The following is a 15693-nucleotide window of genomic DNA, read 5'->3' on the forward strand; positions in this document are numbered from 1 at the left end:
CCCACACTATTTATAAATAACATTATTAATTTTATTTTTTAGGACTAGAAGTGAAAAAGCAGCAACTACAGTAACAATAGCAATCCACATAAATAAATTCTCATAACCCAGATAGCTATTAATTTTAGCTTGACCAACTAGCAATGAGCTCTTTGAGTGTTCCAAATCTTTACTAGCATAAAGTGAAGCCACGTATGCTCCTAGCTTAATACCAACTGCCCAAGTTAAAAACCACATCCCCATACAAAAGCCTCTGACCTTAGTCGGGACAAGTTGCGTTATCAAAGATAAGCCAACAGCCGTTGCCATAATCTCAGCCCAGGAAAAAAACACACCTACAGCTATGACTTCCCACCAAAAGGAAACTTTTGTAGAAGGATCATTAAAAACACACACCAAATATAAGAAACCATAACATATCCCAGCACATAACAAGCACAAAGCAAATTTACTTGTTGATCTTAATCTATCACCCATTTTATTGAAATACATAGCAAGAAGTGGAGAAAAAACTAAAATCCCTGAAGTATTTAAAAGTCCTGGTACAGTTTGTGAATTCAATTTTATACCCAAAACATTTAAATCCACATGATGAACATTAAATAGGAAGAATGATGTTGTCTTTTGAGCATAAGTCATAAAAAATATTGTTGCATAAAATATAAATACTAATAAAAGTAGCATTTTTAAGCGATACTCTTTATCTTGCTGAAAAGTAACATTTATGAAATAACCAACAATAACTATTACCGCTAGAATAAGTACAATAATAATTAAATCACTAAAATACAATAAGCCAGTAACTACTGATATAAAAAAGACTATTCCTACTATAGCTAAAACCAACTGCTGAAAACTAAGTGTTTTTTTACCAACTGGTGCAGCTATTGTTGAAAATAATTTCTTATTCATAAATATATTGCCCAGAGCTAGTAATACTCCACAAGCGCACACCCCTAAAGCAATTCCATAATGCCTATTTTCTAAACCATATGAATCTGCACTGCTTAAATAAGGTATTAGAATAGCACCTGATAATGCTCCAATATTATTAGCCATATTAAAGTAAGCGTATATAGAGTCTAACTTTGCTGGATCTCCTGCATATAATCTAGATACACTGTTCAATGTCATTGGCACAAATAAACATGCTCCAACAATAATCATTGCCAACCCTATATAGATCGAAAAATTCATTAGCATATCACTAGTCGCTAACAATGAATATCCTGATAGTAGACAAATACCACCTGCAATTAAAGTCCTTCTCACACCTAGGGCCTTATCAGATATAAAACCTCCCAAAGAGCTCAGAACATAACAAAGAGCAGTAAATGAACCAGCAAAGGTTGATGCGTAAGATTCTGTAAGATTTAACTTATTTATACAGAAAAATATTAAAATATAAAAAAAACCAAAAAAACTAAACCTTTCAAATAATTGTAATAAAAATAATGAAATGAAGTATTTCGTTCGTTGTTTTTCCTCTATATATTGCACTACACACCCTCCTTGTGTTCAAGTCAAATTATCTACAAGCTACTGAAACTCTTTCAAATAGCTCTTACAGTTTTATAATTAAGATCACCCATAAAGATATTACTTTATAGATCAAGATAGTTACCTAGATCAACAACTGATCTCAAATGATTCTTGCATATTTTTTATGAAATTATCAAGCTTTAGGCTAGCCAAAAAACTTTGTAACCTACGCCCACAACTTCCATCTGCAATATTGACAATAAAACTAAACACCACTAAATCTAGTAATGATAGCTTAGAATTGAAGAAATACTCTTTTTCACCTAAATAGTCTGCTATAGCTTGTAAATCACGCTCAGCTTTTAAATAAATTTCATTATTAGTTAAATTTGTTACACCAGCAGCCTTTAGTTGACGCAGAACATTTCTCTTAGCAACAGGGTAAACTATACTCGCCATAGCCTTTGGTAGCTTGGTGGACTCTAGGAACTCTTTTTTCCATGTATAATTATCTTTATCAGCCCAACGACTATACACTCCGACCCAGTACAAGCTATCCTCACATAATCTTATAAATGCTGTAGATATGGCTTTTTGTTCAGGGTTTAGATGCTCATCCAAGTTATTATGATTTTGCTTATCTAACATTTCGATAATGAGATTGCTATCAGCAAATTTCTTACCCATAGTCTCTATATATGGCATTTTACCTGTTGGTGATTTATTAAACTCTAAACTAAAATGATTTTGATAACTCAAATCAGTAGCTTTTAAATATAGCTCAAGCTTTAGACAAAAAGGACTACAACTATAACTCCTTCCTTTTAATTTCGGTAACTGGTGTAAATGAATAATCATAACTTCCCTTCTTCATCAAAATTTATAACATTATTTGCTGCTGATCCTGATTGAGTGTCTTCAAATTGACTAGATACAATATTTTCTTTGACAATATCAGCTTTCTCAAACTCAGATATCACAATATCATCAAGTCTTCCATTTCTTATAACAATATACCCTCGAAACCTCTCATCAGATGATGAGCTATTATAATCAAATGAGTATACTCTATAAAAAACTAAACGCCTATTCTCAAGCTTAACATCTATTTTACGTAAACAAACAGTTTCATCTAGCAACTCTAAATCATATTTTGCCGTTGAACGTTGAGCAACATCTACAGCATATTCCTTATTTTTCATAAAATTACGCCATAAAAAGAAACATAATCCTAAAAAAATAATCGTATACAATGCTAACGACATATAACTACCTTGAAAATATCTTGTAAAATATCATTATATGTTAAAATCTACTCGTTAAAAACATACTTTTTGATCGCTTTGAAAATTTTAAAATACTTCTATGGTTCTTTCTTTGTAACTCTTATTGGTATCAGTATTGCTATATTTATTTATCCAACTGCTCCATTAGAAACAATATACTCGGTATTAATTCTGGCCATACTTGAAATTTCTCTTAGTTTTGACAATGCCGTCATCAATGCAAAAATTCTTGGACAAATGTCACAAAAATGGCAAAAGATCTTTATCTACTTAGGTTTACCGATTGCCGTTTTTGGTATGCGTTTATTATTCCCAATTTTATTGGTAAGTGTCACAAGTGGTATTAATTTTACTAACGTAGTTACACTTGCTTTAAACAATCCTCAACAGTATCAAAATATATTAGAACATTCGATGCCCTATATTTGCAGTTTTGGTGGTAGTTTCTTACTTATGGTTTTTCTGAACTTTTTTCTCAGTGAAAATGAAGGTCATCATTGGATACCTATAGTTGAGAACAATAGGATTACAAGAAAAATACGTGATTATAATGGTGGATATATTCTATTTGCAATTTTTATTGGCTTAATAATCATCTATGATGCAGAACCTGATTATCAAGGCAGTTTAGCAATTGCTTACTTTTTAGGTATAGTTGTACATGAAAGCATTGGTATGCTTAACTCCATATTTGATACATCGCATATAGATAGTTCGACAGTTGCTCGCAACGGCATAATGGGATTTATTTACCTTGAAATAATAGATGCATCATTTAGTTTTGATGGTGTAATTGGTGCATTCGCTATTACAGCAAATATTATCATAATTATGATTGGTCTTGGTATTGGTGCAATGTTTGTAAGATCACTGACCATACTATTTGTAGAAAAGAAAACTCTGGCAAAATATATATATTTAGAACATGGTGCTCACTACGCTATTGGTTTTTTAGCAGCTGTACTATTACTAAAGATATTCGTTCATATCCCAGAATGGTTTAGTGGTTCTATAGGAATACTAGTATTGTTTATAGCCTTTATTCACTCGGTAATATCTGCCAAAAAGTTAGAAAAGCAATAGCTCTAAGTCATCTACATTTCTAGCTATATATTTAGATAATTGTGACACTTTTTCTCTTTCAACATGTTCAAAATATGCTATGAACTTATTAACATAACCGCTTTCATATAGCTGATAATCTGTATAACCATCACCAACAGCTATAATTTCACCATTTATCAAATCTTTGACTTTATCAAAAGCGCTTAACTTTGAATCACATGCTCCATTAGAGTTATCAAGAGTCTTAAAGCTTCCATCGTCATTCCAAATAATATCTACTGCAAATATATTGTCTCGTGGAATATGCAAATAATCTGCAAATGGCTCGATACTCTCAGTTAATCCACCACTAAAAATCCATATTTGATAACCTTTATTTCTAAGTGTTTCGATTATTTTTTTGATACCACTTGTCAGTAAATCAGGACAATACTTATCTGCAAAATCTTTGATACTTTGCTTTGTTGGACTTGCAATAGCTAATCTTCTTTCAAGAGACTCTCTAAAACAAATGTCTCCTTGCATACCTAAATTGGTAATATGCTCAATTTCTTTTAGCTTTGAAGGAGATTGCTCTAATAATGGCTCTAAGATTAACTCTAATGATTCTTTTTTAACCAATGTTGAATCAAAATCAAAAATTACATTTTTCATAAAATACTACTTTAAGTATACCCCATGCAGAGCTGGAGGAATTAGGATTGGTAAATATGCTTTATATACTAAACTTAAATCAGTTGCATTTAAATAGACAATATAACTAAGTTTCTTATCTGTATCGATAACATTTACAAATATAAGACCATCATCTTCAGTTTGAGCTTGTGGATTAGCTATAAATATAGGTTCTGAGACAAAATCATTTCCAAAGCAATATTCAACGATATCATTATTTGATAAGTCTATTTTTATTATGCTATTAAAAAATTCTGCTTGATCTGTACGCTTAGCTAGATAAACATAACGATAGTTTTTTATCAAAAATTTCTCATTAATCCTTGGGAACTCAACATTAAGAGCTGTAATAATACTTTTCTCTATTGTGTTACGACCGATTTCAACAACCATTCGTGTTAGCCGTGTTTTTAGTTTACAATCGTCATTCTCAATATTTTTAAAGTAGAACTTCTTATATGGTTCAAGATTATCAGTATACTCAATAAAGTCTAGATATATTTTATTCTTTTGTTCAAAAGCATTAACACTATGAAGGAAGACAACACTCTCAGCATCTACAATCCGAACATCATATGTTCGTCTATCAATAACCAATAATTTGCATTTTGCAGTATCATCATAAGATATAACTTCTGAAACAGGTTTAGTCAAAAAATCAAGTGGATTTGCTCTTAATGGACCTAAATATAAAACAACATAGCTCTCCGTGAGAAATAGCGTATGGTTATATATAAATTGATTATCATAGAATTCATATATTTTTGTTCTTTCTGAAGTGTTTTTCGCAATTTTATAAATAGTATATTTACATTTTTTTGATATATCTACGACAAAGTTAAACTGTTCTTTCGTGACAGGATCAAGCTGAGGATGAGCACAGCTAAACTGACCTTTCATTTTATCACTAAAACTAAATTCTTTTAATGTATGCAAATCATTCTTATTAAACTCAAGCATAGTAGTAACTTCACTAGTGGCCAATAGTTTATCGTCCATTCTAAGAATATTAACATTGCAACTTGGCTTTTCTACTTTGCCCCCAAAAATAGTCTTAACTATCGAAACTAACTTAGCGAACCTATAAGGTAACACTGTACCAAACTCATCATATCTCATACGCCCTTTAGTAGCTGATAGATACTGCTCAGATTGTAAGTATTTATTTGAAAAACAAATACCTTTATTGCTATTAGTAAAGCTATACAACATAGCCAAACCATCGAACCAATGATTTAGCTTAATATTTCCATATTCAAATTTAGCAGGACCTACTCTGATAATTTGACCACTAAACCAGTCAGGAAGATTTGATAATTCTGGCCTCAATATATGCTCAGAAAACTCTTTTTCAACGCTGTTGAAAATCGAAGACAACTTACTCATACTTCACTACCAATCATAATGCTACTTCTTAGATTATACTTATTATCACTAGCTAGTTTAATAAAATGCTAAAGATTCAATAATTTAAATAATACTCATTAATCTTAATATTTGCTTTTTTTCTATATAAAAATTGCTTATTATTAAGCATCTTAACTAATTTGTATATAGAGCTAAAGATGCAAAAGTCTTCAAAAAAACCTTTGGTTTCTATAAAGAACCTTTCGAAACAGTTTGATGATGGTCATTTAGCTGTTGATTCTGTTAATCTTGACGTTTACCCAAAAGAGTTTTTTTCTTTATTAGGTGGTTCAGGAAGTGGTAAAAGTACTCTTCTTAGAATGCTAGCAGGCTTTGAAAGACCTTCTGATGGAAAAATAATTATCGACGGTGTAGATATGTCAAATACTCCACCGTATAAAAGACCTGTGAATATGATGTTTCAATCTTATGCACTTTTTCCGCATATGAATGTTAAACAAAATATTATGTTCGGTTTAAAACAAGAGAAATCTCTAAAAAAAGAAGAAATAGAAAAAGCTACTGATGCTGCTCTAAAAATCATAAAAATGGATCATCTTGCTAAAAGAAAACCACATCAATTATCTGGTGGGCAGCGTCAGCGTGTAGCTCTAGCAAGATGTTTAGCAAAAAGACCTAAATTAATTCTCCTAGATGAACCATTATCGGCTCTAGATAAAAACTTGCGCGATCAAATGCAGTTTGAGCTTGTGGATATTCAAGAACAAACAGGTAGTACCTTTATAATGGTAACTCATGATCAAGAAGAAGCTATGACCATGTCTACTAGAATAGGTATTATGACCGATGGTTGGTTAGAACAAGTAAGTACTCCTTCTGAAATTTATGAATTTCCAAAAAGTCGATTTGTTGCAAGCTTTATCGGTAAAAGTACAATTTTTGAGGGTCGTGTAGAAGAAGTCGGAAGAACTAGAAGTGTTATAACTTCTGAGCAGGCGGGTACAGATTTTGTATTAAGAAGAAACATAGAAGCAATTGAAGATCAAGAAATTTGGGTCGGTCTTCGCCCTGAAAAAATTGTTATTAGCAAAGAAAAGCCAGAAGACTATGATCCCAACAAACCTATAAACTGTATCAAGGGTATTGTTGAAGATATTGCTTATATGGGGGGATTATCTACTTACCATGTTAGAACCACTAATGGTAATATAATGAAATCTACAGATTTTAATATTGAAAGAAATGCAGACCATCCATCTTGGGATGATGAAGTATATCTTACTTGGGAATCACAAAATATCATGGTGTTATACTCATAATGCAAAACTTAGAGAAAAGCTTTAGACACACATTAGTATACCTAGTTCCTTTTGTGTGGTTTATGGTATTTTTACTTATACCTTTTTTATTTGTTGTAGGTATTAGCTTTACATTGCCAGCGGACGGTACTCCCCCTGTTACTGCATTGATGACATTCAAAGATTCAACTCTAAACTTTACCTTATATCTAAGTAACTATATTGAGTTGATTCACTATAATCTAATATTCATATCTCTTTTAAAATCTTTTAAAGTCGCATTTATAACTACTGCTTTGTGTATTTTTATTGGTTACCCAATGGCTTTAGCATTATCTAGAGCTAAAAAAAATACACAAATTTTCTTTTTGGTATTAATTATTATTCCTTACTGGACATCATTCTTACTTAGAACTTATGCTTGGGTAACACTATTAGGAAATCATACTCTCAACCAGTTTTTAATGGATTTAGGTTTGCCAAGTATGGCCTTATTATACAATGACTTCTCAATGTATTTAGGGATGGTTTATTGTTATTTACCTTTTTTAATACTGCCACTTTATAGTACTTTAATAAAAATTGACCCAAGCATATACGATGCTGCAGAAGACTTGGGATCCAAGCCAGTTAATTCATTCTTTAAAATAACTCTGCCATTATCTATGCCTGGCTTGATTGCCGGTAGCTTGTTAATATTTATTCCGGCTATTGGTGAAGTGGTAGTACCACAGATTATGGGCGGGATGAATTCATTAATGATAGGAAATGTTATTTGGGAAGAGTTCTTCACATCTAATAACTGGGGTATGTCTGCTGCAATATCTGTAGTACTAATAGTCGTTCTAGTGTTGCCTATCCTGTGGATGCAACGTATACAAGCTAAGAGAACTTTTGTTTAGGGGGTATAAGCAATGAAAAAATTTTCATTTAGTAGCATAATGCTTGTATTTGGCTTGGTATTTTTATACATACCTTTAGTAATCCTAGTAGTTTTCTCATTTAGTGACTCTCAGATCATAAACTTATGGGGTGGCTTTACTTTTGATTGGTATCATGAAGTAATTAATGATGAAGATATTATAAATGCCACTTTTACTAGCCTAAAGATAGCAACAATAACATCAATTATTGCGACAATACTTGGAACTATAGTAGCCTACGCTATGACTAGATTTAAATTTTTTAGATCGAGAAGTTTTTTATATGGTCTTGTAGCAACTCCACTTGTTTTACCTGATATCATTCTTGGGGTGGCTTTATTATTAATGTTCTCAACATTACAACATCTTATTGGCTGGCCTCATGAGAGAGGAACTACTACGGTGGTTATAGCACATGTAACAATGTGTACAGCTTATGTTGCAATAGTAATGCAATCACGTATAGCTAGTGTAGATATATCATTAGAAGAAGCTGCTCTAGATCTAGGTGCAGGTCCTATAGAGACCTTCTTTAAAATAACTTTACCTCAACTTATACCTGCATTGATTACATCTGCATTACTTACATTTACATTATCTATTGATGATTTAGTTGTCACAGAGTTTGTGGCTGGTAGTGATAACCCTACCCTACCAATGTACATTTACTCAACTGTCAAGAATGGACCTACCCCTGAAATAAATGCCCTAGCGACAATTATGATAGCAATTATCATAATAGGCGTATTACTTGGTATGTTTATTTCTGCTAAATTCCAAAAAAGACAAAGCTAAAAGGTTACTCAAAAATCATAAGTACTATTGAAAGTATAAGCAATATTCCTAGAATCAGGTTAAAAATTCGTAAATGATTTTCATTATTTAGAATTCTTTTTACTGAATTACCACCAAATAGCCAAAACCCAGTACATAAGAATGAAACTACCATATAAATAACAGTAATAATAACTACCTGAACTAACAGGCTCATATTAGCACTAACTACCGTATAAGTAGATACAACTCCAATTGCCATAATCCAAGCTTTAGGATTTATCCATTGAAATAGAGCTGCTTGAATAAAACTTAGTGGTTTACTACTTTTTTCATCATCAAAATTAGATGATAAAATTATCTTAAAAGCCAGCCATAACATATAAATACCGCCCACAACTTTTATCACTGTATGTAGTCTTGGATGGCTTACAAAAATTGACTCTAAACCGAGCCCTATAATTAAAACCATAAAAGGAAAGCCAAGACAGACTCCTAGATAATGAGATAGAGTCTTCCTCGCGCCAAATCTGATTGATGATATCAAAAGCATAAGATTATTTGGTCCAGGTGTAATAGTCGATGATATGCAAAATAAGAACAAAGGTATATAGAAACTCATATAACTAACTTTAAGTTTTAAAGTAAAGATTATATCCAGAAAATAATTAATTATGATATCTTTTTCAGCAAATAATCAATATGAAATTATGATATTCTCAAAAGATAGATAGATATAGATAGATTATTCGTCGATTGAAACGAACTTACGATTTAAAGCACCACCAACATGGAACTTAACAGTACCATCTTTAAGAGCAAATAAAGTGTGATCTTTACCACAACCAACATTTACACCAGGATGAGTCTTAGTACCTCTTTGACGCAGAATAATTGTACCTGCTTTAACAAACTCACCACCATATCTTTTAACACCTAAATACTTAGGGTTTGAATCTCTTCCGTTTCTAGTACTACCACCAGCTTTCTTATGAGCCATTTGTATACTCCTTAAATATTCTTAATAAAATTATAAACTAATAGATGAAACTTTTACCGCTGTAAAATACTGACGGTGACCTTGTTGCTTCATGCTGTGCTTACGACGACGGAACTTCATGATCTTAACTTTTTTGTTACGACCTTGCTCTACAACTTCGCCTACAACTTTAGCACCTTCTACAATAGGAGCGCCTATTTTAACTTCGCCTTCTGCTGTTTGACCCATCAAAACTGTATCAAACTCAACTTTTTCGCCAATACCAAGATCGAATTTCTCAAGTTTAACAACTTCGCCTTCTTTAACCTTGTATTGCTTACCGCCATTTTTAATTATCGCGTACATTTATTACTCCATTTATTAGATTTTAAATCCTCAGAACTGCCTACAATCAATAGACTTCTGACTTTTTGTTATTATTCCATAGTACCTAGTTATAAAACTAGACACCATATTATAACAAAAAACCCAAAAATCACAAGCCCTGACTCCAACGCAACCTTTATTTTTGTGTATAAATCTCGTGCCATAAAACTATCTTATTTTCATCATCATACTTTAACCAAAGCATTGCATCAAAGATATCAATAGTTTCATCTAGGTGAGTAACTTCTGCAATCATAGGTAATACTACTGATTTATTATCTACAATAGTATCAATAACTTTATAATCAATTTTTGCGATAGTTTCTTTAAACCCACATAGAAAATCAAAATATATTTCATGATCAACATTGAGATAATTTCGACCATTCGCAAAAACATCGAATCTCTCAGCAAATACTTCTGATATTTTATCGATTGTTAAATTACTATCACATATTAAATATTCTCTGTTCCAGTCAAGTAATTTATGAACTAAACCTTTCATTGAAATTTATAAATGTATTTTTACATATCTCTAGTATAACACCAGCAATCAACTAGATGATCATTAACTAAGCCAGTTGCTTGCATATAAGCATAAATAATAGTTGGTCCAACAAAACTCATCCCTCTTTTTTTGAGATCTTTTGAGATTTTCTCACTGATAGACGTTGAGGTTGGAACTTCTTGATAGGATTTCCAGTGGTTTTTAATAGGTTTATTATTCACAAATGCCCATAAATAATTACTAAAACTACCAAACTCTTTTTGAATTTGAAGAAATACTTGAGCATTTTTTCTAACAGAATAGATTTTTAACTTATTACGGATAATATTTGGATTATCTCGATGAGATTCAAGTTCAGAATCTGACATACTTGCAGCTTTAATGGGATCAAAATTATAAAAAGCATCACGATAACCTTGACGTTTTTTTAGAATAGTTTCCCAATTAAGTCCTGCTTGGGCACCTTCCAAAACCAGAAGCTCAAAAAGTTCCTTATCATTATACTTTGGTATACCCCATTCATCATCATGATAACCTGCATAAAGCTCTTGATTAGGTTTATTACCAAAGCAACGATTTTTGTAAGCCATTTAAGTTTATATAGAATTATTCAACTTTACCATGACACTGTTTATATTTCTTACCTGAGCCGCAAGGACATGGATCATTTCTCTTTATTTTTGGACCCTCTCTCTTAACTTGCTGAACTTTTGGTGCTTCTTCTTGCTCTTTATCATCTTCTGATTGGTTATTATCAATAACACTTTCATGCTCAGCTTTGATTTCACTCATAGACTCTTTCCATTCTTCTTGAGCTCTTTGAGTTTCTTCTTCTGTAGCAATTCTTATCTTAGCAAGTGAAGATATAACCTCATACTTAAAGTTATCTAGCATAGTTGAAAACAACTCGAAAGCTTCTTTCTTATACTCATTTTTTGGATCTTTTTGAGCATAACCACGTAAATTTATACTATTGCGTAGATGATCTATTGAGCTTAAATGCTCACGCCAATGACTATCTAATGACTGCAATAATGAGAACTTCTCAAACTGCCTAACTGCTCCAACCTCTAAATCTTTAGTTTTCTCAGCAAACTCAAACTCTATAGCCTCTCTTACAAGCTTCTTAAGATCTTCTTCTCCTAAACTATCATCTTCCTGATAAGACTTTTGTAAGTCAAGCTCTATCAGAAAGTCAGACTTAAGTGCTTTTTCTAGACCCTCAAGATCCCACAATTCATGCATAGAGCCAGCAGGCACATAATCATGAAATAACTGTTCCGCCACGTCTATACGAATATCAGCAAGAATTTCACTAACATCATCAGAATCTAAAAATGCTTGTCTTTGCTCATAAATAACTTTACGCTGAGTGTTTACAACATTATCATACTCTAGTAAGTTTTTACGGATATCGAAATGATAACTTTCGACTTTACCTTGAGCTTTTGATATAACTTTTGACATAAAACCAAAAGCTAACGATTCACCACCTTTAAGACCTTTCTTAACTCTTTCTGCCATACTTTGAGATGCAAAAATCCTCAAAAGATTATCATCCATTGATAGATAGAATTTACTCTCACCCGGATCACCTTGTCGAGCAGCACGACCTCTTAACTGATTATCGATCCTGCGTGAATCATGTCTTTCTGAACCAATAATACATAATCCACCAGCATTTTTGACAACCTCGTTACGCTTAATCCATTCTGCTCTAATTTTCTCAACATCCTCTGCTGAAGGATCTTCAAGCTGTGCAATTTCAACGTCCAAATTACCACCTAAGATAATATCAGTACCACGACCGGCCATGTTTGTTGCAATAGTCACATTACCTGGATATCCTGCCATAGCAATTATGCTAGCTTCTCTCTCATGTTGCTTCGCATTTAATACATTGTGTCTAATTTTCTTTTTCTTCAACAAGGTTGATAAAACCTCAGATGCTTCAATAGAAGCAGTACCAACTAATACTGGCTGACCTTTGGATATCCTTTCTTTGATGTCAGTAACTATAGCATCAAACTTCTCTCTTACACTGCCATAGATTTCATCATGATGATCTTTCCTAATTAATGGTTTATTAGTAGGAATAATTATCACTTCTAATCCATAAATGGAGTGAAGCTCAAAAGCTTCGGTATCTGCTGTACCAGTCATACCTGCTATTTTATTATATAGCTTGAAGAAATTCTGGAATGTAATGGATGCCATTGTTTGGTTTTCAGCATTGATTTTAACGCCTTCTTTAGCTTCTATTGCTTGGTGTAGACCATCTGACCATCTACGACCTGGCATTGCTCTACCGGTACTTTCATCAATAATGACAATCTCTTGATCACGTACAATATAGTCAACATTCAGTTGGTATAATGAATTAGCTCTCAAACAAGCATTTAAATAATGCATTTTTGTAATATTATGAGGACTATATAAGTTATCATCTTCTTCAAGGATGCCCTCTTTTTTAAGCATACTTTCAATTTTTGCATAGCCTTTTTCTGTTAAATAAGCATTTTTAGACTTCTCATCAACATAAAAATCTTTCTGCTCTTGATCTTCTTCTAACTCTTCTTTTTCCTGCTTCTCTAGGTAAGGCACTAGTCTATTAAAAATATTATACATCTCAGAACTATCATCAGATGCCCCAGATATAATAAGTGGAGTTCTAGCTTCATCAATTAAAATTGAATCAACCTCATCTATAATTACATAGTTGCGACTTCTTTGGACTTGCTGCTCTTTATCATAAGCCATATTGTCTCTAAGATAGTCAAAACCAAACTCGTTGTTTGTCCCATATGTAATATCACATGCATAAGCTTCTTTACGTTGTTCTGGATTTAGGTCAGCTACAATTACACCTACTGATAAACCTAAAAATTCATAAATATCACTCATCAACTCAGCATCACGCTTTGCAAGGTAATCGTTGACTGTAATCACATGAACCCCATTACCAGTCAAGGCATTCAGATATGCTGGTAGTGTAGCAACCAGTGTTTTACCCTCACCAGTTCTCATCTCGGCAACCTTACCTTGATGAAGAACTATTCCTCCGATTAACTGTACATCATAATGACGCATATTTTTGGTTCGTTTACCTGCTTCTCTAACTGTAGCAAATGCTTCTGGAAGAATACTCTCTAAAGTCTCTCCTTTTGCGACCCTTTCTTTATACTCTTGAGTTTTTGCTTTTAACTCTTGATCACTAAGTTTCTCAAACTTAGGCTCTAAACTAGTAATTTTCTGAACCGTTTTAGAAACTTTCTTAATAAACCTATCGTTGCGACTGCCTATAATTTTCTGAACTAAATTTAACATTATTAATTAACCAATTCTCTTATAGTTTTAAATAAAAATAATAACCTAAATGTACATTATATAGAGTTTATAAGAAATTTAAATTAAGATAGATACATTAATTGTACGAATTGAATCATATAGTGTAATAATGAGATATTTTAAGCTAAAACTACTAGTGCTAATAATATTTAGTTTATCCGCGTGTAGTTATTCCAGAAATACTCAAGAAAAATATGATATTACCAAAAACACACCTCAGACACATAAAAGTATTAATAAACAACCTATGGTTAGAGATATAAATATTGAACCAGTTCCAGAGTGGTTTCTAACTAGTCAATCCAATACTGATGAAACTCTATATGGTTTCGGCTCAGGTAAAACCTTAGATCAAGCCACGCATAACGCTTTAGCAGATATGATTCAAAGACTACAGGTGACTGTATCTTCAACAACTAGTTTCAGCAGTATTGCTGACAATAATAAAATATCTCAAAAACTTATCAAAGAAGTTACAACCTCTACAGCAGATATTACAATTCCAAACTATAAAATAATAAATCAGTCTCAAACAAATCAAGCATTCTATATAGAAATTCAAATAGATAAATCTCAAACCATAGAAGATTTAAGTAAATTAATTATTAGCAATATCAACCAAGCAAATCAATCATTAGCAACTACATATAATAAAAACTCTATCTATAGGCTTAACATAGCTCATCAAATAGATAAAAACATCAAAGTAATAAAATCAAGTTTAAGGGCATTAGTAATTTTATCTCCAACAATTAATATTAGTAGCTATATGGAAGCTCTAAATGATATAAACAACGAACTATTAAATATTAAGCGAACCATACAAATATACATTGATAAACAGAATAGTGGCTTTTTTTATAGCTCTTTAGAAAAATATATACAAGTAAACAATTATCTAACTACAGATAATAGGAACTCTGCAAATATTAGTATATCTCTAAAATTGAAAGACTATGATAACCAGTTAGTGAAAAGCCAATACTGCATAAACACGGAAATTGAATTACAAATAACTGATAACTTAACCGGTCAACTAGCTTCTAAACCATATACCATTAAATCTTGTTCCGATAAAGGAAGAGACTCAGCCATAGACAATGCAATTGAAATATTCTATTCTCAACTAAGTAATGCAACAAATATATATTAAATTATGAGCATAAAAGTTATCCCAGAAAAAATAGCTAATATAGAATCACATAAGACTAGAAAAAAAATCACTGACTCAACCTACGCCAATAAAACACTTATCGCTAGAGCATCCAATCTAAAGACTACTGTAGAAGTAGCTAATAAAGAACTACAGAAGCTAAATATACCTTATTTAAAAGATACTAGTTTAGTTTTTTATTCACCAGTTAAAATTATGGTTAAAAGTGATAAGGAAATACTAAAATCAAAAATAAAAGAACTTCATAGCCAGTTTATTACAAAATTAAACCAAACAACTATGTTTTCAAGAGTTGAGAAAATAGAACTTATTATAGAACAACCCACCAACTTTTATGCAAAAACAAACAATAAAAAGCTAATAAACAAAGTAGCTAAAAAAGCATTAGAAAAGATAAAACAGGAGATTGGTGAATCAGAAAATTAG

At 31.9% G+C, this 15693-nt stretch carries 17 protein-coding genes; 6 read left to right on the forward strand and 11 right to left on the reverse strand.

The features are described 5' to 3' along the window. Positions 1-6: 6 nt before the first annotated feature. The 3 genes from F0R75_RS05310 to F0R75_RS05320 all read right to left on the reverse strand — a co-directional run bounded on the left by F0R75_RS05310 (position 7) and on the right by F0R75_RS05320 (position 2747). On the reverse strand, positions 7-1500 hold the full coding sequence (locus F0R75_RS05310) for a peptide MFS transporter (protein WP_149368069.1): 1494 nt from the start codon (positions 1498-1500) through the stop codon (positions 7-9). Between the two features lie 129 nt (positions 1501-1629). Then, on the reverse strand, positions 1630-2337 hold the full coding sequence (locus F0R75_RS05315) for a glutathione S-transferase family protein (protein ID WP_146421477.1): 708 nt from the start codon (positions 2335-2337) through the stop codon (positions 1630-1632). Further along, on the reverse strand, positions 2337-2747 hold the full coding sequence (locus F0R75_RS05320) for a DUF3301 domain-containing protein (protein WP_149368068.1): 411 nt from the start codon (positions 2745-2747) through the stop codon (positions 2337-2339). Before F0R75_RS05320 ends, F0R75_RS05315 begins: the two co-directional genes overlap by 1 nt. 78 nt (positions 2748-2825) lie before the next feature. Here F0R75_RS05320 and F0R75_RS05325 point away from each other — a divergent pair, with 78 nt between their 5' ends. Beyond that, positions 2826-3851, forward strand: a complete 1026-nt coding sequence (locus tag F0R75_RS05325; protein WP_149368067.1) for a DUF475 domain-containing protein — start codon at positions 2826-2828, stop codon at positions 3849-3851. Here F0R75_RS05325 and F0R75_RS05330 read toward each other — a convergent pair. Both F0R75_RS05330 and F0R75_RS05335 read right to left on the reverse strand, forming a co-directional pair. After that, positions 3837-4487 carry an HAD-IB family phosphatase gene (locus F0R75_RS05330; protein WP_149368066.1) on the reverse strand — a complete coding sequence of 217 codons (651 nt, stop codon included), beginning with the start codon at positions 4485-4487 and terminating at the stop codon, positions 3837-3839. The genes F0R75_RS05325 and F0R75_RS05330 overlap by 15 nt on opposite strands. Before the next feature lie 6 nt (positions 4488-4493). After that, positions 4494-5894: a carotenoid oxygenase family protein gene (locus tag F0R75_RS05335; RefSeq protein ID WP_149368065.1), complete on the reverse strand. Its 1401-nt coding sequence runs from the start codon at positions 5892-5894 to the stop codon at positions 4494-4496. A gap of 179 nt (positions 5895-6073) precedes the next feature. On the opposite strand from F0R75_RS05335, the gene F0R75_RS05340 reads away from it, so the two are divergent. The 3 genes from F0R75_RS05340 to F0R75_RS05350 are packed head-to-tail and all read left to right on the forward strand — an operon-like array spanning position 6074 to position 8892. Continuing rightward, positions 6074-7195 (forward strand): ABC transporter ATP-binding protein, encoded by a 1122-nt coding sequence (locus tag F0R75_RS05340; protein ID WP_146421161.1) that lies wholly within the window; start codon positions 6074-6076, stop codon positions 7193-7195. Beyond that, a complete protein-coding gene (locus F0R75_RS05345; protein WP_013923396.1) occupies positions 7195-8076 on the forward strand; it encodes an ABC transporter permease in 882 nt (293 codons plus the stop codon). The genes F0R75_RS05340 and F0R75_RS05345 overlap by 1 nt, the downstream gene beginning before the upstream one ends. 12 nt (positions 8077-8088) lie before the next feature. Then, on the forward strand, positions 8089-8892 hold the full coding sequence (locus tag F0R75_RS05350) for an ABC transporter permease (RefSeq protein ID WP_149368064.1): 804 nt from the start codon (positions 8089-8091) through the stop codon (positions 8890-8892). 4 nt (positions 8893-8896) lie between these two features. On the opposite strand, the gene F0R75_RS05355 is transcribed toward F0R75_RS05350, so the two are convergent. From F0R75_RS05355 to secA, 6 genes are all read right to left on the reverse strand, one after another. Further along, positions 8897-9493 carry a LysE family translocator gene (locus tag F0R75_RS05355; RefSeq protein ID WP_149368063.1) on the reverse strand — a complete coding sequence of 199 codons (597 nt, stop codon included), beginning with the start codon at positions 9491-9493 and terminating at the stop codon, positions 8897-8899. A gap of 123 nt (positions 9494-9616) precedes the next feature. Continuing rightward, the gene (rpmA, locus tag F0R75_RS05360) at positions 9617-9871 is read right to left on the reverse strand and encodes a 50S ribosomal protein L27 (RefSeq protein WP_004288034.1); all 255 of its coding nucleotides are present in this window, start codon (positions 9869-9871) and stop codon (positions 9617-9619) included. Positions 9872-9901: 30 nt separating this feature from the next. Continuing rightward, on the reverse strand, positions 9902-10216 hold the full coding sequence (gene rplU / locus F0R75_RS05365; RefSeq protein WP_004288036.1) for a 50S ribosomal protein L21: 315 nt from the start codon (positions 10214-10216) through the stop codon (positions 9902-9904). A gap of 157 nt (positions 10217-10373) precedes the next feature. Beyond that, positions 10374-10742: a hypothetical protein gene (locus F0R75_RS05375; protein ID WP_149368061.1), complete on the reverse strand. Its 369-nt coding sequence runs from the start codon at positions 10740-10742 to the stop codon at positions 10374-10376. A 20-nt stretch (positions 10743-10762) separates the two neighbouring features. Continuing rightward, positions 10763-11335 carry a DNA-3-methyladenine glycosylase I gene (locus F0R75_RS05380; protein ID WP_149368060.1) on the reverse strand — a complete coding sequence of 191 codons (573 nt, stop codon included), beginning with the start codon at positions 11333-11335 and terminating at the stop codon, positions 10763-10765. 16 nt (positions 11336-11351) lie between these two features. After that, positions 11352-14072, reverse strand: coding sequence for a preprotein translocase subunit SecA (secA, locus tag F0R75_RS05385; protein ID WP_149368059.1), 2721 nt, complete (start codon positions 14070-14072; stop codon positions 11352-11354). A 130-nt stretch (positions 14073-14202) separates the two neighbouring features. On the opposite strand from secA, the gene F0R75_RS05390 reads away from it, so the two are divergent. Both F0R75_RS05390 and F0R75_RS05395 read left to right on the forward strand, forming a co-directional pair. After that, positions 14203-15246 (forward strand): LPP20 family lipoprotein, encoded by a 1044-nt coding sequence (locus tag F0R75_RS05390; RefSeq protein ID WP_146421155.1) that lies wholly within the window; start codon positions 14203-14205, stop codon positions 15244-15246. 3 nt (positions 15247-15249) lie between these two features. Next, the gene (locus tag F0R75_RS05395; RefSeq protein WP_149368058.1) at positions 15250-15693 is read left to right on the forward strand and encodes a hypothetical protein; all 444 of its coding nucleotides are present in this window, start codon (positions 15250-15252) and stop codon (positions 15691-15693) included.

The sequence above is a fragment of the Francisella marina genome (assembly GCF_008369785.1).
Taxonomy (GTDB): Bacteria; Pseudomonadota; Gammaproteobacteria; order Francisellales; family Francisellaceae; genus Francisella; species Francisella salimarina.